Here is an 18926-nt window from a genome sequence, read left to right as displayed (position 1 = left end):
GGATCAAACTCTCAAGTTGAAAATTTGATAATTGGCTATTTTGGTCAAACATTCATCTTCAAAGACAAATGCTCAAAACCTTGGTCACGCTCAAATTGACGAGAACATATTTACACACCAGACAATCATCACTGATCATCCAGGTAACATAGTTCTATCAAAGAAACGTGTCCGCCAAAGTTCTTTCGACAGTTCGATCTCTCGAACCATCCGCAGACAATGCCGCCCACGTTTCTCTTTCTTCTGTATAAAATTGTCAAAGAACAGACGATCTCAAACCGTCGAAAATCTCAATCCGCTCACAAAGCCCGCCGCCAATCACCCAACCCGAAGGTCAAATCCTGTCAGCGCCTCGTCTGCGGTGCCGGGCTTCTAGATCAGTCAAACCAACCTGTCAACCACTTTTTTCGAAGAAAATCACAAACTTAATCGAAGTTCTTTTCTTCTAACATCAACAAGACTCAATGCCCCGTCAACGCCGCCAGCCTACCAACACCCAGCATCTCTGCCAGACACCTTCAACCAACTCCAAGGACGCATCAGCCTGCCGCTTGCGGCGCCGCCACCCTCGTTGTGGAGGCGTATATAGGGGGGACCTCTGCTATCTGTCAACAGCATCAAGGAAGTTTTTTGATGTTTTTTTGACAGCTTTCCACAAGCCGCCGGATTTCCACGTATTCGTCTTATATTATGGGGCTCTCATTGCCCCTCCAGCACTTGGGAGGGCCTTAAACCGGCCTTATTGCCCGAATAGCTTCTGCCGGATTTTCGAAACGAGCAATCGACGAGCCTTGCGGGGGGATTGTGGATATCGTTGTCGGGCAGGCTTGTCGTTGACTTACGTTTCTTCGGCAGGCAAAACTCACATGCCCGTTTGGGAGCCTTCCGACAGAATGGAAGACACCTTGATACCGGATTGGCGGCTCTCCGCTTCTCCGACAAACGATTTCAAGCACGTTCGTGCTGTCAGTTATAAAGAAGGACCGGCTACAGCAGTATGAAAGACATGGGGCCGAACAATCTCGATCCGGGTGACGAGCCCCCGCTCAGCGTAGGCGGACGGCGGCGGCCTCCGGATCGTCGTGAAGTTTCTGCCCGCTGGCTCGCCGGAACCTTCCTGACTGGCGTAACGTCATGCATGCTGATAGGCGTCGCACTGTTTGCCGCCCTGGACGGGCGCGAACAGCTGGCCACCCCGCCTGAAATCCTTGCCCGAAACGACATGCCGGGTGTGACTGACGATGTTGACGTTACCAAGGGCGGACGTCTGGTCAGCACCGTCTCGCAGCAGAAACCGCGCGACCGGCGCCGTTTCGATCTTTCCACGATGCAGAAAGTGGGTGAGCGCGAGGTTATCCGGACCCGGCCCTTCGAATTCGTCCGCATGGCCCTTGCCGTCGATCATCCGACCAACCGCAAATATCCGGCATTCGACGCCTTGACCGTATTCTCGGAAGGCCCCGCGGCACCGCAACCTGCCGATGCAGGCCAGATTTACGGCGCAAAGGTGGAAAGCGAAGTCAGCCTGCATGTCGTCGACTTCCCGATGAACAGCACGACCTTCGATGCTTCCAGCGACCTTACCGTCGATGAGGTCGAAAAAGTCGTGCGCGATACGGGCGGCCTCCTGACCGACGGGGACGTGCAGGTCGCCTCGCTTCATTATGTCGACCCCGCCCGTTTTGGCGGCTCTGACTCTCCGTTCGCGCTGGGCCCCGCGCTTGGTGTGAAGATTACGCAGGAAAATGTCAGCGTCGCCCAGCGCGGCGATGAAGATACGGTCAGCGAAGGTTTTTCAGAAGAACTGATTCCTTTCCGCCAGACCGCCGAAATTACGCAGGCGCTTGAAGATGCCGGCTACACCGGCGACGATGCCGGAAACATGGCCGACTCGCTTACCAAGCTGATGAACTCGCCCCGATTGAAGGAAGGCAGCGTTCTGAGGGTAGGCACCGAAACCCGTGACGGCGCGGACCGTATCGTGCGCGCCAGCATCTATAATCGCACGACCCATCTGGTGACGGTCGCCCTCAACGATCGCGGACAATATATACCGTCCGACGAACCGGAACAGACCCCGCTTCTGCAGACGGCTTTCGACGGCAACGCATTGCCAACGGCAATTCGTGGCAACCTCCCCAGCGTCTATGACGGGATCAGCCGGGCGGCGCTCGCCTATGGCATGTCGGAAACGATGCGCGAGCAGCTCATAAAGATGCTTGCAAGCGATGTCGACCTGCAGTCACGTCTGTCGCCAAGCGACCAGATCGACGCATTCTTCTCGCTGCCGGATGATCCCGACAAGCCCGAAGCCGATTCGCAGCTTCTCTACGTGGCGGCCAATTTTGGTGGGACGACCCGCAAATTCTATCGATACCAGGCGCCGGACGGCAGCGTCGATTATTTCAATGGCGACGGCAAGAGTGCGAAGCAGTTCCTGCTGCGCAATCCGGTTCCCAATGGTGTCTTCCGCTCGCCTTTCGGCATGCGTCGCCACCCGATCCTCGGCTATAGCCGCATGCATACCGGCGTGGACTGGGCCGCACCGCGCGGCACGCCGATCATCGCTTCGGGCAATGGCGTTGTGGAAAAGGCCGGCTGGACCAACGGTTACGGCAACCAGACCCTCATCCGCCATGCCAACGGCTATGTGAGCAGCTACAGCCACCAGAACGCAATCGCCCGCGGCGTCACCGCAGGCGCACGCGTGCGGCAGGGACAGGTGATCGGTTATGTGGGATCGACGGGCCTTTCGACCGGCCCTCACCTTCACTACGAACTGATCGTGAACGACACCAAGGTCGACCCGCTGCGCATTCGCCTGCCCGACAACAAGGCGCTTTCCGGCAAGGAACTGGAAGCCTTCAAGCAGGAACGTGACCGCATCGACGCACTTTTGAACAGCGATGATAACGGCACCAAGCTCGCCTCGAACGGATCGGCCAAGAGCTGATAGAGCGTGACGCCCGAAAGGGGAAACCCGGCTTCCGGTTAAAGACATATGCAAAACAAAGGAATAGAGCATTTCCGCCGATTCAGCTTGAGCGGGAAATGCTCCGGAAAGACCGGGAAAGGTCCGCCCATTTCTTTGAATTTACCGAAATGCTTATTCGGTAAATTCGACCGTTACGCCAGCCTTCACCAGCTTTGCCAGCTCTTCCGCATCCCAGTTGGTCAATCGCACGCAGCCATGGCTCGATGTCTTGCCGATTCTCGATGGTTCGGGCGTGCCGTGAATGCCGTAGGTCGGCTTTGAAAGCGCGATCCAGACCGTGCCGACGGGGCCATTCGGGCCGGGCGGAATGGTCAGGACCTTGTCGTTGTTACCCTGCTTGAAATTGATCTTAGGATTATAGGTGTAATTCGGATTGATCGCGATACGCTCGACCTGAACGGTGCCGGACGGTGACGGATTGTCGGACGAACCGATGGTCGAGGGATAGGCAACGACCAGCTTGCCGGTTTCGTCATAGCCGCGAACCTGCTTGCGTCCCTTGTCCGCGATGATGCGGGCCACCTTGGTCCGGACAGGCTTGCCGAGGTTGGGAACCTTCACGATCGAGCCGGGCTGGTTGAAGTTCACGCCGGGATTGATCTCTTTCAGATAGGCTTCGTCTATATGAAACTTTTCACCCAGCATTTCGGTGACCGAAGTATAGGCCATTGCGGGAAGCTGGGCCTTGTGGGCGTAATCTTCCGGGATCGAGGCAACATACTGGCGCCCCACATCCTCGTTGGTGATGGTGTATTCGGTGAAAGCCGGGCCGCCGGTGGCCTCAAGCTCCGCATTGACGGCGGCTTCATCCGTCGGATTGACCGACTTGCCGGTCAGTTCGCCATAGGCTGCCGCCGCCTTGTCGACATTGCTGCCCGAACGACCGTCAATGACGCCGGGCGATGCGCCAGCACGGTCAAGAAGTACCTGATAGGCTGCAATCCTTGCCTTGGCGCCCTGCCCCTTCGGCATTTCGATGGCAGGCGCCATATCGCTCGGATTGGGAACACCGCGCGGCTGCTCGTAACCGGGCTGGCCGTAATCCTGCTGGCCATCATAGCCGGGATTGGCGCTGGCCGAATTGGTATAGTCCGGATACTGATCGCCTGCCGGTGGCAGTTCCGACCGCTGCACCTGTCCGTCCCGGTTGCCGCCATATTGCGGCGCTGCCGGAGCATCAGGGTAATAATTCGGGTCCTCGGGCACATTGCCAAAACCATCATAGGGCGCGCCGCCATCGACCGGGCCATCGAGCGTCCAGTTGTCATCCGGCTGCGGTGCGCGGCGAACCCGGCGATCATAGGCGTTCGGATCATAATTGTTGGCATCCTCGACACTGAGGATACGCCCGCGGCGATCCATGGTAACGCGGCGGCCATACTGATCGATGAACACCCGCACCCGGCGATCATGATAGATTTCCTCACCCGGATCGTAAAGCTGCGCAAGCTGTACCGGGCGCTCGGCAACCGTTGCAGAACTGCTTTCGTCGGCGCGGGCAGAACCATCGACGGCAACTGCCGCAACGGAAGCAAACAAAGCGAAACGAAGCATGCGTGTGTAATGCGCCATGAAGAATGCCCTGGGTGATCGAGAGATCATGGATGCCGCGAATATGGTTAATAACTGATTAGCTGATAAAGCAGATGCCAGATGAACTGGACATGAAAATGGCCGAGGTCGGCCGAAAACCGGAAAACTTGTCAGGGTTCATATGAAAAAGGCGCCGCAACCTGTCCGGTTGCGGCGCCCATGGCTTTCAACTCATGAACGTTCAGGCGTTCTCGTCGACCTTGCGGCTTTCATCCTCCTGCGCAGTTCGAATCGGACGGAAGTTGAGCCTGTCCGAACCGGCAGTGATCTTGACGATGGAACCGTCCAGAATGTCGCCCAGAAGAATGCGCTCGGCGAGCGGGTCCTGTACTTCCTTCTGGATCACGCGCTTCAAAGGACGCGCGCCATAGGCCGGGTCGTAACCCTTGTTGGCCAGCCATTCGCGTGCATCCTCTTCCAGTTGCAGCACGATCTTGCGATCGCTCAGAAGCATCTGGAGACGCTGCATCTGAATATCGACAATTGCCCCCATGTCTTCGCGGCGCAGCCGGTGGAACAGGATGATTTCGTCGACACGGTTCAGGAATTCCGGACGGAAGGCAGCCCGCACGACGCCCATCACTTCCTCGCGCACCGATTCGACATCGTCCTTCTCGCCAAGATTGACGAGATATTCGGCACCGAGGTTGGAGGTCATGATGATGACCGTGTTGCGGAAATCAACCGTGCGGCCCTGCCCGTCAGTCAGGCGTCCGTCGTCCAGCACCTGCAACAGCACGTTGAACACATCCGGATGCGCCTTTTCGATCTCGTCGAAAAGGATCACCTGATAGGGCCTGCGGCGCACGGCTTCCGTCAGAACGCCGCCTTCCTCATAGCCGACATAGCCGGGAGGCGCACCGATCAGCCGGCTCACGGAATGCTTTTCCATGAATTCCGACATGTCGATACGAACCATGGCCGTGTCGTCCTGGAAAAGAAACGCGGCGAGTGCCTTGGTCAGTTCCGTCTTGCCGACACCCGTGGGGCCGAGGAAGATGAACGAACCGATAGGCCGGTTGGGATCCTGAAGCCCGGCGCGCGCGCGGCGAACGGCCTTGGAGATTGCCTGCACCGCCTCGCCCTGACCGACGACGCGTTTTGCGAGTTCGTCCTCCATACGCAGCAGCTTCTCGCGCTCGCCTTCCAGCATCCGGTCGACCGGGATGCCCGTCCAGCGGGAAATGATTTGCGCCACGTGGTCGGGCGTAACGGTTTCCTCAAGCAGGGAACCCTTGTTTTCCTGACTTTCCGCTTCGACGAGCTGCTTTTCCAATTGCGGAATCGTGCCATAGGCAAGTTCGCCAGCCTTCTGGAATTCACCGCTGCGCTGTGCAATGGCGAGGGCATTGCGCGCCTCTTCAAGCTGACGCTTGAGATCGGCCGCAAGTCCGAGCTTCTGCTTTTCCGACTGCCATTTCGACGTCAGTTCCGCCGATTCCTCTTCCAGATCGGTCAGCTCCTTTTCCAGACGCTGGAAACGATCCTTGGAGGCGGCGTCGGTTTCCACCTTCAGCGCTTCACGCTCGATTTTCAGCTGCATGATGCGGCGGTCGATTTCGTCCAGTTCTTCCGGCTTGGAATCGACCTGCATGCGCAGACGCGACGCGGCCTCATCGACAAGATCGATAGCCTTGTCCGGCAGGAAACGGTCGGTGATGTAACGGTTCGACAAGGTTGCCGCGGCGACCAGAGCCGAATCCGAAACGCGCACCTTGTGATGCTGCTCGTATTTTTCCTTCAGGCCCCGCAGGATCGAAATCGTATCCTCGACGGTCGGCTCATCGACGAATACCGGTTGGAAACGGCGGGCAAGCGCTGCATCCTTCTCGACATATTTGCGGTATTCCTCAAGCGTCGTGGCACCAACGCAGTGCAGTTCGCCACGTGCAAGGGCAGGCTTCAACAGGTTCGATGCATCCATTGCGCCATCGGACTTGCCTGCGCCGACGAGCGTATGCATTTCATCGATGAACAGGATGATCTGTCCGGCAGCCGTCTGCACTTCCGAAAGCACTGCTTTCAGACGCTCCTCAAACTCGCCCCGATATTTGGCGCCGGCAATCAGCGCGCCCATGTCGAGCGCCATCAACTGCTTGTCCTTCAAGGATTCGGGCACATCACCATTGACGATGCGCAGCGCCAGACCTTCGGCGATTGCGGTCTTGCCGACGCCCGGCTCACCGATCAGAACCGGGTTGTTCTTGGTGCGGCGCGACAGAACCTGGATGGTGCGGCGGATTTCCTCGTCGCGACCGATCACCGGGTCGAGCTTGCCCGAACGCGCATCTTCGGTCAGATCGCGGGCATATTTCTTCAACGCATCATAATTGCTTTCAGCAGACGCCGAATCGGCGGTGCGGCCTTTGCGCATGTCGTTTATGACCTTGTTGAGAGCCGTCGGCGTCACACCGGCGGCGGAAAGAATTTCGGACGTCTTTGCGGATTTTTCCATCGCCAGCGCCGTCAGGAGGCGCTCCACGGTGACGAAACTGTCACCGGCCTTGCTGGCAAGCTCCTCGGCAAGCGAGAAGACCTTGGCAAGCGGCTGGGAAAGATAAAGCTGGTCGTTGCCGCCCGATACCTTGGGCAGCTTTTCGAGCGCGGTCTGCAGTCCGATGCGCACATCGGCAATGCGCCCGCCTGCCCGTTCGATCAGCGAGGAGGCAAGTCCCTCGTCGTCATCGACGAGAACCTTCAACACATGTTCCGGTGTGAACTGCTGGTTGCCGGACGATAGCGCGAATGTCTGAGCAGACTGAATGAAACCGCGAACGCGTTCCGTGTATTTTTCAATATTCATGATGTCTCCTTTGCCTTCCGGCCCGTCATGCGGCACCAGAAGATGTATGGTGACGAAGCCCCCACTTTGGGCGAGCTTCTTTCCAAGACAGCATATGGGACGATCGCCGGGATTCGGCAAGGGTTACAGGCACTTGGAGAACCAAATAAAAATGGCGCGGAAACCGCGCCATTTTGAAGTCAATCCGAGGAAACGATCAGGCGTCGGAATTCGCCGCTTCCGTTACCGGCGTCTCGTCACCGCTATCCTTTGCGGCGCGGCGCGGACGGCCCGGGCGGCGCGTGGCGCGGCGCGGTGCGGTTTCTTCGGCCGGTGCTGCATCGGCGGCAGGCGCAGCCTCGGCGGCTGCCGGTGCTGCCTGCGCGGCGACGGCCTCCACGGGGGCCGAAACTTCTTCTGCTTCCGGCTGAGCCTGCTTTTCCGGCGATTGTTCGTCAGAACGTTCGTCGGCGTTGAAGCGCTCGCGCTGCGGACGGCGGCCACGACCGAGACGGCGGTCGCGATTGTCGCGTTCGCGCGGCTGCTGGCGACCTTCGCCGGACTTTACCGGCTCGCCGCTTTCCTCACCGTAGACAACCTCGGCTGGCGTGCCTTCGATGACCGGCTGCGGGCCGGAGCCGTTGACGGGCTGCTGCACTGCGGCGGGCGTGAAAACTGCTTCCTCGTCATCCGCGCCGTCATCGTCGAAAGTTTCTTCGCGCTGGAACGGCACCGGATTCTGCGCCATGGCAGCCATGATGATGCGATTGTAATGTTCAGCGTGCTGAAGATAGTTTTCGGCCATCACGCGATCGCCAGATGCCTGTGCATCGCGCGCAAGCGCCGAGTATTTTTCTGCAATATGTTGCGCATTGCCGCGGATCTTCACATCCGGGCCGTTGCTTTCATAGTTGCGCGACAGAGGATTGGGGCCCTTGCGGTTGTTGTTATTATTGTTATTCCCCCGTCCGCGCATGCGCCTGTTCTGCTGTGCTGGCCTCATATTCATCTCTTTTCAGATTAAAGGGCGTAGAAACTCCACAGCCAAAAAAGCTGCCGGTTTCACGCTATCGAGCCATGGAGGAAGTACGCCCTAAAAACTTCCCACAAATCGACTGCTCCTGAGTTAGGTGCACCATTTGAAGGTCACCGAAACTCCGCGGTTGCATTAATACATAACCATTCCGAAAAGCTCTGCTCTTCGAGATTATGCTTGAAAGTCGTGTACTTCCGCACAAGCCATCCCCAAAGAACCCTCCAGGGAGCATGACCAAAAATCGTCATGGAGCATTTCCGCCACCGCCCATCAGCGGGCAAAACCATTCTGGCTGTATACGGTGGCCGGAAACTAAACGGCTTCGCCGCAAATTCCAAGTGTTTTTTAGCGGTTCGCCGCATCAAAATTACGTATTCGATCTGAGCGCGAAAAGCATGGCCCTTCTGTGGCCGCCAAGATCACTTGCATGTCCTGCGAGTGAAAAACCTGCGCTTTCGAACAGCGCTTCTACATCCTGGAATTGTCCGGCGCCGATCTCTACGGCAACCATTCCTTTCCTATATAGGTGATCTGCGGCCTTCTGTGCAAGGGCCCGGTAAAAATTCAGTCCGTCCACGCCGCCATCGAGCGCCGCAAGCGGATCATGTTCGCGTACTTCGCGCGACAGGCCCGCAATGTCTTCATGCGGAATATAGGGCGGATTTGAGACGATAAGATGAAACCGCCCGCTCACATGCTGGAACCAGTCGCTTTTGAGCGCGGCGAAACGGTCGCATACCCCATGGGCGATGGCATTGATTCGCGCCATTGCCAGCGCCCCTTCCGCCATATCGAGGCCGACGCCATGCGCACGCTCGAAGCGATGGAGAAGCGAGATGATGATCGCGCCCGTTCCCGTCCCCATGTCGAGGAGTTCAAGCGTGTTCTCCTGCTGCGCAAGCACGTCCAATGCCGGAATGACCAGTTCCACCAGCGCTTCCGTATCGGGTCGGGGTTCCAGCGTTTCGGCGGACAGCCGGAAAGGCAGGCCGAAAAATTCGCGAACCCCCATGATTCGGTGAACCGGTTCGCCTTTAACGCGTCGCTCCAGTGCATCGGAAAGCGTCTCAATGGCAGCGCCATCCACCAGTTGTTCCGGCGCGGATATCAGGTCGAGCCGTGTCCTGCCCGTAGCCCATTCGACCAGAAGCCGCGCGTCGAGATCTGGTGTATCCAGTCCTGCCGCACGGAGCCTCGCCCGTGCATCGGCCATCAGCCGGTCGAGGCGCGTCTCGCCCACCTTACTGGCCCAGTTCAGTAAGAAGTGCGGTCTGGTGATCGGAAATCAGCGCATCGACCAGTTCGTCGAGATCGCCTTCCATCACCCGGTCGAGCTTGTAGAGCGTCAGGTTGATGCGGTGATCGGTGACACGGCCCTGCGGGAAATTATAGGTGCGGATACGCTCGGACCGGTCGCCCGAGCCGACCTGGCTGCGGCGCGATTCCGAACGCTCGGTTTCGGCCTTCTGGCGCTCCATGTCATAGAGGCGGGCACGCAGGATCTGCATGGCGCGGGCGCGGTTCTGATGCTGGGATTTTTCAGCCTGGACGACCATGATGCCGGTCGGGATATGCGTAATGCGCACAGCCGAGTCGGTCGTGTTGACGTGCTGCCCGCCGGCGCCCGAAGCCCGCATCGTATCGATGCGGATATCTTCGTTGCGTATCTCGATATCGATGTCCTCGGCCTCCGGCAGAACTGCGACTGTCGCAGCCGAGGTATGGATGCGCCCGCCAGCTTCCGTTTCAGGCACGCGCTGCACGCGGTGCACGCCTGATTCGAACTTGAGCTTGGAGAACACGCCCTTGCCCGAAACGGTGGCGATGATTTCCTTGTAGCCGCCGGCATCGCCTTCGCTGGCCGATACCAGTTCGACCCGCCAGCCTTTTTCGGCGGCATAACGCTCATACATGCGGAACAGGTCGCCAGCGAAGAGCGCGGCTTCGAGACCGCCGGTACCGGCACGAATTTCGAGAATGGCGTTCTTCTCGTCGGCTGCGTCTTTCGGCAGAAGGAGAATCTGCACTTCCTGTTCCAGCGTGCCGATGCGCTTTTCGACTTCCGGCAGTTCTTCCAGCGCCAGCGCCCGCATCTCTGCGTCCGTGGCCGCATCGTCGCGCATCGCCGCCAGATCGACCGCTTGCCTGCGGGCGTCGGTCAGTTCGCGTATCTTGCCCACCACTTCCTGCAGCTCGGAATATTCCGATGCGAGCTTCACATAGGTTTCCGAATCCGGATTATTGGCCATCTGGCTTTCGATCATGGAGAACCGCTTCAAGAGCTGGTCCATCCGATCCTGCGGCAATGCGATCATATCATGTCCTAGAAATTATCAACGCTTGCAAAAATACGAAACAAGACACCGCGCAATCCTGCACTGCGGCCATCCAGTCAGGTCAATCTGCTTCGCTATAACGGAATATCGTTGTCTTCGGCAAATCTCATCAGCAGTTCGCGCAGCGAATGCGCACTGTTGGGCTTGTCCAGCTCTTCCTTGAGCAAGGCGGTGAGCTTGCCCGCGTCCAGCGCGCCAAGCATGGCCTTTACCGGACCAATGGCTGCGGCCGACATCGAAATCGACCGGAACCCGATACCCACCAGCGCCATGGCTGGAAGCGGCCTGCTGGCCATTTCACCGCACAGGGTAACCGGCTTGCCATGCCGGTTACCGGTCTCCACAATGTGTCGCAGTGCGCGCAGGAATGCTGGCGAAAGCTGGTCGAAGCGACCAGACATCAGCGAGTTGCCGCGATCCGTCGCCATCAGGAACTGGAACAGGTCGTTCGAGCCGACGGAAATGAAATCGACGAGCGACACCAGCTCCTCGAGCTGCCAAAGCAGCGACGGCACCTCGACCATGGCCCCGAGCTTCAGGCACATCGGCAACTGGTGGGCAAAACGCGACAGGTGGCGGACTTCACGATCGATAATCTCGCGTGCGGCCTTCACCTCGCTCACTTCCGTGATCATCGGCAGCAGGATTTTCAGCTCGCGCCCGCCCGCGGCCTTCAAAAGCGCCCTTATCTGGGTACGCAGCAGGCCCGGACGATCGAGCGTCAGGCGGATGGCGCGCCAGCCGAGCGCCGGATTTTCTTCCTGCACGGTCGAGCTGAAATAGGGAAGAACCTTGTCTCCACCGATATCCAGCGTCCGGAAAGTCACCGGCTTGTCGCCCGCCGCTTCGATGACGGAGCGATAGAGGCGTTCCTGCTGTTCGGCGCGCGGGAAGGTGGAAGCCACCATGAACTGAAGCTCGGTTCGGAACAGGCCGATACCCGCCGCGCCGGACGCCGAAAGCTGCGGCAGATCGACGAGCAGCCCCGCATTCATCAGAAGCGAGATATCGACACCATCCCTGGTGACGGATGGCTTGTCCCGCAATTCGCGATAATGGGCCTGACGCCGTGCCCGGAAGCGAACCTTTTCGGCATAAGCCGTTTCCAGATCGGCCTGCGGGCGCAGGTGCATGATGCCTTCGTCGCCGTCGACAATGGCCGCATCGTTGTTTTCCGCCATGGAGACGATGCCTTTGGCCTGGCCTACCACGGGAATGCCCATGGCGCGGGCGACGATCACGACATGGCTCGTGGCCGCGCCATCTTCCAGAACGACGCCACGCAAGCGCTCACGCGGATAATCCAGAAGTTCGGCAGCCCCCATCGACCGGGCGACGATAATCGCATCCTTGACCAGTGATTCGGCGATGGTCTTGATGTCATGCCCCATGAGCTGGCGCAGCAGACGATTTGCAAGATCGTCGAAATCCGACAGGCGCTCGCGCATATAGGGATCGGTCAGGTGCACCATGCGCGCGCGCGTGTCGCTCTGCACCTTTTCAACCGCCGCCTCGGCGGTCAGGCCGTTATGGATGGCTTCTTCCAGCCGCCGCACCCAGCCGCGGTCATGGGCAAACATGCGATAGGCTTCCAGCACTTCGCGATGCTCGCCTTCCACCGCCACGTCACGGCGCGAGAGCATGTCATCGATGGATATGCGCAAGGAGCCAAGCGCTTCGTCCAGCCGGTTCAGCTCCGCCTGGCTGTCCTCGTTGAAAAGATTGGTGACGACGATGCGCGGCTCATGCAGCACCACATGGCCAAGGCCGATACCGTCGTTGAAAGCATGTCCCGTCACGCTCATCGGACGACCGAGATCAAGCTCTATGCCCGGACGGGCAAGGCGCAGACCGTCGCCGGTCGCGATGATTTCGGCAAGGACCATGGCGGTGGTTTCAAGTGCTTCGACCTCGTCTTCGCGATAAGCCCGCTTGGTCTTGTTCTGGACGACAAGAACGCCCAAAGTGCGGCCAGCGCGAAGGACGGGAACGCCAAGGAAGGAATTATAGGCCTCTTCCCCTGTTTCCGGGAGATAGGCGAAGGCTGGATGGCTCTGCGCATCGGTCAGGTTGAGCGGACGGGCGCTCGCAGCAATCGTGCCGACCAGACCCTGGCCGAGACGAAGCTGGGCCAGGTGAACAGCCTGCGGATTAAGACCTTCGGTCGCGTAGAGTTCGAGAACGCCATCGGCGCGCAATATATAGAAGGAGCAGACTTCCGCGACCATGTTCTGCGCGATTTCACGGACGATCCGGTCGAGGCGCGCCTGCGGTTCCAGCGGCTCCGCCATCAATTCGCGCAACCGCTTGAGCAGTACGCGGGGACCGGTTGTCAGCTCACGCATGATCGTCGGGGGCTCCTTTCAGGTTGCTGGCGCGCCTTCGCCAGCCGATTTCCCAATACCCGCCCGCGATGCGTTACGCCAATCCCTTTGTGAGCATTTTTGACACCCGCGTCCAGAACAAATAGTCGCGCCTCGCAAAATGTTGCGATGCCGCGCACCCTTTCGGTTACGCGGCAAAGCTCCAAAGCACATGCTAATCCTGTTGATTATTTATCGAGACCGTAGACCGCATGCAGCGTACGCACGGCAAGCTCTGCATAAGGACCGTCGATCAGGATCGAAATCTTGATTTCGGACGTCGTGATGGCACGGATATTGATGCCCTTTTCGGCCAACGCTTTGAAGGCGGTCGCGGCAACGCCCGCATGGCTGCGCATGCCGATGCCGATGACGGAAATCTTGGCAAGGCCGGTTTCCGACTGGATATTGTCGAAGCCGATCTCGCCCTTGACCTTGTCCAGCACCTTCAGCGCCTTGTCGATGTCGCCGGTCGGAATGGTGAAGGTCATGTCGGTCTTGGAGCCGTCTTCCGACACGTTCTGCACGATCATGTCGACATTGATGTGCTCTTCGGCGAGCGGCCCAAAAATTGCCGCCGATACGCCCGGCCGGTCGGCCACGCGCCGCAGCGATATCTGAGCTTCATCCTTCGCAAAGGCGATACCTGTGACGACCTGCTGTTCCACGATTTCATCCTCGTCGCAAATAAGGGTTCCGGGCGGGTTGATCGGATCACCCATGCCCGGCGCATCTGGGTCCGTAAAGCTCGAGCGCACGAAAGTGCGCACCTTGTGCACCATGGCGAGTTCGACCGAACGCACCTGCAGAACCTTGGCGCCGAGCGACGCCATTTCCAGCATTTCCTCGAAGGAAATCTTCGAAAGGCGCTTCGCCTTCGGCTCCAGGCGGGGATCGGTGGTGTAGACGCCGTCCACATCCGTATAGATATCGCAGCGATCAGCCTTCACACCGGCCGCAATGGCGACGGCGGAGGTATCCGAACCGCCGCGTCCAAGCGTCGCCACGCGGTTGTCCGGACCCAGCCCCTGGAAACCGGCGACCACTGCAACCTGCCCCATTTCCATGCGGCGGATGATTTCCGAACCATCGATTTCCTGAATACGGGCCGCGCCATGGGCGTTGTCGGTCTTGATCGGAATCTGCCAGCCCTGCCACGAACGCGCATCGACGCCGATGGACTGGAGCGCGATCGCCAGAAGACCGCTCGTCACCTGCTCGCCGGAAGCGACGATGGTGTCGTATTCGCGTGCATCATAGAAGGGCGAGCTTGCGCCGCAGACCTTCGGCATGTTCTGCACCCAGCCGACCAGCTCGTTGGTCTTGCCGGACATGGCCGAAACGACGACGGCAACCTGATTGCCCGCTTCGACCTCGCGTTTGACGTGGCGCGCCACATTATAGATGCGTTCCAGATCGGCCACCGAAGTGCCGCCGAATTTCATCACGATGCGCGCCATTTAAGGATACGTCCCGCTCTTTAGAAAAATTACACTCTCACCTGCCCAAACCTTATATTGTTGCGACAGGCAAACCCGGGGTCACATAGCTAATATGTCGCGCTTCCGCAAGGCCGCGATTCGCATCGGGGCTCCTGAGAGCAAATTTGATTTGTTCCTCGACTTTGGAGTACTACCTTGAAAGCAGACCTGCACGCTTCCGCCGCTGGAGAATGAAATGACCGAGACCGCCCGCACCACCATCGACGCTTCGGAAATCGAGCATTTTTCACGCATCGCTGCGGAATGGTGGAACCCGCAGGGCAAGTTTCGCCCCTTGCACAAGTTCAATCCGACGCGGCTTGCCTATATCAAGGAAAAAATCTGCGCCAGATTCAACCGCGACCCCAATGCGCCGCGTCCCCTGGAAGGCCTGCGCCTCCTCGACATCGGTTGCGGCGGCGGGCTGCTCTGCGAGCCGATGGCGCGTCTTGGCGCAACCGTGATCGGAGCGGACGCTTCCACGACGAACATCGAGGTGGCGAAAATTCACGCAGCACAAAGTGGCGTCGAGGTGGACTACCGGGCCACGACCGCAGAGGCGCTGGCGGAAGCCGGTGAAAAATTTGATGTGGTGCTGAATATGGAAGTGGTCGAGCACGTCTCCGATGTCGACCTGTTCATGTCGGCGACAAGCGAAATGGTGAAGCCCGGCGGATTGATGTTCGTCGCCACCATCAACCGCACGCTGAAAGCTTACGGCCTTGCCATCATCGGCGCGGAATATGTCCTGCGCTGGCTGCCGCGCGGCACGCATCAATATGAGAAACTGGTGCGCCCGGAAGAGCTGGAATCCGCACTGGCAAAAGGCGGCCTGCGGCTCATCGATAAGCTTGGCGTAACCTATAATCCGCTTGCTGACAGCTGGAACCGCTCCCGCGATACCGACGTGAACTATATGGTGCTTGCCGAACGGCCCGCCTGATCTTCTCAGCCTTTTTGCGCGCGCGTTGTCATTGCAACGCCAGCGCAAATGACCAGCGCACCGATCCAGGTCAGCGGCGGATAATGTTCGCCGAGGAACAGTGTTCCCGAAATAAGCCCCAGCGCCGCCGCGACATAGCCGATCTGGCTGAGATAGACCGGCCCGCCGACCGCCTGCAGGCGGAAAAACAGGGCGAACATGCCCGCCGATGCAATCGACTGGACAAGGGCAGCCCATGGCGCGAGCGCCAAGGTTTCAATCGGAAACTGGCCGGTAAGCAAGAATATTCCGGCAAACAGCATCAGCGCAGACGCCAGGTGGCTTCCGGCGGCAAGCTCGGTCGGATCGGAGTTTTTTGGCCAGTCGAGCGTGCGGTAGACATTGCCAATGGCCAGAAAGACCGGAATGAGCAATGCCGCGGCGATCCACAGCGGATCGGCTGGCTTGCCCACTTCGCCGCGCGTCATCGCCACCATCACCGCGCCGACAAAGCCCAAGGCTATGCCGCCGATCCCGAGCGCATTGGGACGCCGCAGCCCGAAACCCATCGACAGGACGAGCGTGATCACCGGCGACAGCGTGTACATGATGCCGGTAAAACCGGCGCCAAGACGCGGAATGGCGGAAAGAATGAGGAGATTGGGCACGGCATAGGAGACGAAGGCGGTGCAGATATAATAACGCAGCCGCCCGCCCGAAAAGCCGATCTTCTTCCCTTGCAGGCGAATAACCGCGAAAAGAATGATCCCGGCACTCGCCGAAAACAGAAAGGTCCAGATGGCAGGCGGAATACCCGCCTGCGCGGCAATCTTGCCGAGCGGCAGGATGAGCCCCAGCAAGGTGCCGGTTGCGATCAGCAAAAAAGGCGCAGAATCCGTCAGTTTCATGCGCCTGTCTCCTGCGCGGCAATCAATTCTTGTCTTCGGGAAATACCGGCAGCGGCAGAACGTCGACACCGTCTTCGAGCAAGGAATGCACGTCTTCGCGCGAGGCTTCACCGTAGATGCCACGTGTTTCGGCTTCGCCGAAATGGATCTTCCGGGCTTCCTCGGCGAATTTGTCGCCGACATAATCCGCGTTCTCGCGAACCTTGCGACTCAACTCCCGCATCTCGTCCAGTATCTGTTTCTGGGTGTCGCCCAGCGCCATGGCAATCTTCTCCTTGCCACGGCTTGTCGAAACGGCCGGCGCCATCAGCGATTTCTGGACAGCTTGCGAATTGCATACCGGGCACGCGACCAGCTTCATTCCCGACTGGCGGTCGAAATCGGCATTGTCGCGAAACCAGCCCTCGAATTCATGGCCCTGATCGCAATGAAGCGAAAAGCGGATCATGGAATTTATGCGTCCTCTTTCTGTTGGGCGGAGCAAGTCCGTATATCGAACTCCCGCGCATTCTTCAGGTTCGGTATCTTGGCGCGTGCGGCTGCGCTTTCCGCCACGTCGATGTCGGCCAGGATGACACCCGGCTCATCGTGATCGGCTTCGGCGAGAACCTTGCCCCATGGCGAGACGATGATCGAATGGCCATAGGTTTCGCGCCCGTCCTCATGCAGGCCACCTTGCGCGGCCGAGATCAGGAATGCACCATTCTCGATGGCGCGCGCACGCTGCAAAACGTGCCAGTGCGCCTCACCGGTCTGCTTCGTAAAGGCCGCGGGGCCGGTAATCACATTGGCACCGGCAAGTGCCTGCGCGCGGAACAATTGCGGAAAGCGGATGTCGTAGCAGATCGCCATGCCGAGATTGGCAAAAGGCAGTTCGGCAATAATGGTTTCCCTGCCCGGCTCGTAGGTCGCTGATTCGCGCCAGCTTTCACCATTGTCCAGATCGACGTCGAACATATGGATCTTGTCATAGGTCGCGAGTTTCTCGCCAGAAGGCGTGAAAATTCCGGCGCGATTGGCGACCTTGCCGTCACCCGCATCGATGGCGGTTGAACCGATATGCAGGAAGATGCCGTGCTTCGCCGCCAGTGCAGAAGCAGCCTTGAAAACCAGATCATTGGCTTCGTCACGCAGGCTGGCCTTGGAGGCGACCCGATCGCGCATCATAGCGCCGGTCATTTCCGGCGACTGCACATAAGCCGCGCCCTTCGACGCCGCCTCGGCGACGAATTTCTCCAGGGTCTCGACGTTGCGGACGACGTCGGTACCCGAACGCATCTGTATTGCGGCAGCGCGGAACGTGCTCATCGGTTTCTCCCAATAACCTCAGTTCAATTGGCCAGTTTCAAGCAGGCCATCGAGTTTTCCCTGATCTTCCAGCGCATGAAGATCGTCGCAGCCGCCGACGTGAACCGAACCGACGAAAATCTGGGGGAATGTATTGCGTCCGGAACGCGCCTGCATTTCCGCGCGCAATTCCTGCGTTGCTCCCGCATTGATTTCATTGAATTCCACGCCCTTGCGGGTCAGCAATTCCTTGGCCATGGTGCAATATGGGCAACCGGGGCGCGTGTAGATAGTAACGTCAACCATGAAAAACTCCATTCTTTGCCACTATATAAGCGGCAAAGGTGCCCACTGGAAGCCCCGAAGCTTTTCACGAGCCAGTGTTGAGTGGTGAGCCTAATCCGGCAGAACGCGGCTGAATGTCAGCACGTCCACGCTTCTTGCGCCGCCACGCAGCAAGGCGCGCGTCACCGCCTTGACCGTCGCGCCAGTCGTGTAGACGTCATCGATCAGCAAGACCCGGCGCCCGCGAACATGAATCTCATGTTCCTGCGGCACGCGAAAGGCGCCGTCCACATTGCGCTTTCGTTCCTTGATGCCGAGGCCGATCTGCTGTTCCGTCCTGCGTACCCGCTTGATGCCTTGCGGTGCGAAGGGTTTCATCTCCAGTTTCGCCAGTGCCCGGGCAAGCTCCGCCGACTGGTTGAAACGCCGCTGCCAGAACCGCCAGCGATGCAGGGGCACAGGCAGGATCACATCACATTCGTCCAGCAATTCGCGGCCCGCGCGCTGCATCCAGCGCGCCATCCACGGGGCCAGATCGGTCCGGTCATGAAACTTCAGCGAGACCGCCATGCGTTGTGCCGCCCCCCGATGCAGAACCGCGGAGCGGAGCCGCCGGAAAGGCGGCGGGTCGGCAATCGCCTCCGCACTCATGAAATTCTCGCCGAAATCGTGGCTGAAAGGTATGCCGAGGACGGGACAATAGGGCCTTTCGATAAAGCGCAGCTCCGGCCAGCATTTCGGACACAATGTCCCCGGTTCGGACACATGCATCCGGCAGCCGATGCATGTCGGCGGGAACAGCGTATCCGCCGATGATCGGACAGCCCTGCCGACAAGCTGCCGAAGCCCTTGGCCAGCGCTGCGCAAAAAGGTTTGATGCGTTCTGTCGTCATGCGCCATTGCATTCGCCCCCGTTCGAATGCATCTATCCCCGCAAC

The 18926-nt window shown here is 59.1% G+C and carries 14 protein-coding genes; 2 read left to right on the top strand and 12 right to left on the bottom strand.

Annotation, left to right across the window (positions count from 1 at the left end; all coding sequences use genetic code 11):
• Positions 1-997: 997 nt before the first annotated feature.
• The gene (locus ABWW28_RS15840) at positions 998-2953 is read left to right on the top strand and encodes a M23 family metallopeptidase (protein ID WP_031346626.1); all 1956 of its coding nucleotides are present in this window, start codon (positions 998-1000) and stop codon (positions 2951-2953) included.
• Between the two features lie 153 nt (positions 2954-3106).
• Here the strand turns inward: ABWW28_RS15840 and ABWW28_RS15835 are convergent, their stop codons facing one another.
• From ABWW28_RS15835 to ABWW28_RS15805, 7 genes are all read right to left on the bottom strand, one after another.
• Entirely contained in the window at positions 3107-4567 is a 1461-nt protein-coding gene (locus tag ABWW28_RS15835) for a L,D-transpeptidase (protein WP_176588038.1), read from the bottom strand.
• A 202-nt stretch (positions 4568-4769) separates the two neighbouring features.
• Positions 4770-7391: an ATP-dependent chaperone ClpB gene (gene clpB / locus ABWW28_RS15830; protein ID WP_021586566.1), complete on the bottom strand. Its 2622-nt coding sequence runs from the start codon at positions 7389-7391 to the stop codon at positions 4770-4772.
• A gap of 196 nt (positions 7392-7587) precedes the next feature.
• The gene (locus ABWW28_RS15825) at positions 7588-8373 is read right to left on the bottom strand and encodes a DUF4167 domain-containing protein (RefSeq protein WP_031346628.1); all 786 of its coding nucleotides are present in this window, start codon (positions 8371-8373) and stop codon (positions 7588-7590) included.
• 400 nt (positions 8374-8773) lie between these two features.
• The gene (prmC, locus tag ABWW28_RS15820; protein WP_052018848.1) at positions 8774-9619 is read right to left on the bottom strand and encodes a peptide chain release factor N(5)-glutamine methyltransferase; all 846 of its coding nucleotides are present in this window, start codon (positions 9617-9619) and stop codon (positions 8774-8776) included.
• A 28-nt stretch (positions 9620-9647) separates the two neighbouring features.
• The gene (prfA, locus tag ABWW28_RS15815) at positions 9648-10721 is read right to left on the bottom strand and encodes a peptide chain release factor 1 (protein ID WP_021586569.1); all 1074 of its coding nucleotides are present in this window, start codon (positions 10719-10721) and stop codon (positions 9648-9650) included.
• A 95-nt stretch (positions 10722-10816) separates the two neighbouring features.
• Complete coding sequence (gene ptsP / locus ABWW28_RS15810; RefSeq protein WP_006467883.1) at positions 10817-13087, bottom strand: phosphoenolpyruvate--protein phosphotransferase; 2271 nt, start codon at positions 13085-13087, stop codon at positions 10817-10819.
• A gap of 206 nt (positions 13088-13293) precedes the next feature.
• Positions 13294-14565: an aspartate kinase gene (locus ABWW28_RS15805; protein ID WP_006467884.1), complete on the bottom strand. Its 1272-nt coding sequence runs from the start codon at positions 14563-14565 to the stop codon at positions 13294-13296.
• Positions 14566-14782: 217 nt separating this feature from the next.
• Between ABWW28_RS15805 and ubiG the strand changes: the two genes are divergently transcribed.
• Positions 14783-15529, top strand: a complete 747-nt coding sequence (gene ubiG / locus ABWW28_RS15800) for a bifunctional 2-polyprenyl-6-hydroxyphenol methylase/3-demethylubiquinol 3-O-methyltransferase UbiG (protein ID WP_006467885.1) — start codon at positions 14783-14785, stop codon at positions 15527-15529.
• Between the two features lie 5 nt (positions 15530-15534).
• On the opposite strand, the gene ABWW28_RS15795 is transcribed toward ubiG, so the two are convergent.
• The 5 genes from ABWW28_RS15795 to ABWW28_RS15775 form a co-directional block, all read right to left on the bottom strand.
• Entirely contained in the window at positions 15535-16416 is an 882-nt protein-coding gene (locus ABWW28_RS15795; RefSeq protein ID WP_021586570.1) for a DMT family transporter, read from the bottom strand.
• A 22-nt stretch (positions 16417-16438) separates the two neighbouring features.
• On the bottom strand, positions 16439-16864 hold the full coding sequence (locus tag ABWW28_RS15790; protein ID WP_021586571.1) for a DUF1178 family protein: 426 nt from the start codon (positions 16862-16864) through the stop codon (positions 16439-16441).
• 5 nt (positions 16865-16869) lie between these two features.
• A complete protein-coding gene (locus ABWW28_RS15785) occupies positions 16870-17724 on the bottom strand; it encodes a carbon-nitrogen hydrolase family protein (protein ID WP_021586572.1) in 855 nt (284 codons plus the stop codon).
• Positions 17725-17742: 18 nt separating this feature from the next.
• On the bottom strand, positions 17743-18009 hold the full coding sequence (gene grxC, locus ABWW28_RS15780) for a glutaredoxin 3 (protein ID WP_031346631.1): 267 nt from the start codon (positions 18007-18009) through the stop codon (positions 17743-17745).
• A 90-nt stretch (positions 18010-18099) separates the two neighbouring features.
• Positions 18100-18888, bottom strand: coding sequence for a ComF family protein (locus ABWW28_RS15775; RefSeq protein ID WP_021586574.1), 789 nt, complete (start codon positions 18886-18888; stop codon positions 18100-18102).
• Positions 18889-18926: the final 38 nt, after the last annotated feature.

The organism is Brucella sp. NBRC 14130, assembly GCF_040371715.1.
In the GTDB taxonomy this organism is placed as follows: Bacteria; Pseudomonadota; Alphaproteobacteria; order Rhizobiales; family Rhizobiaceae; genus Brucella; species Brucella intermedia.
This window is presented reverse-complemented; position numbering and strand designations above follow the sequence as displayed.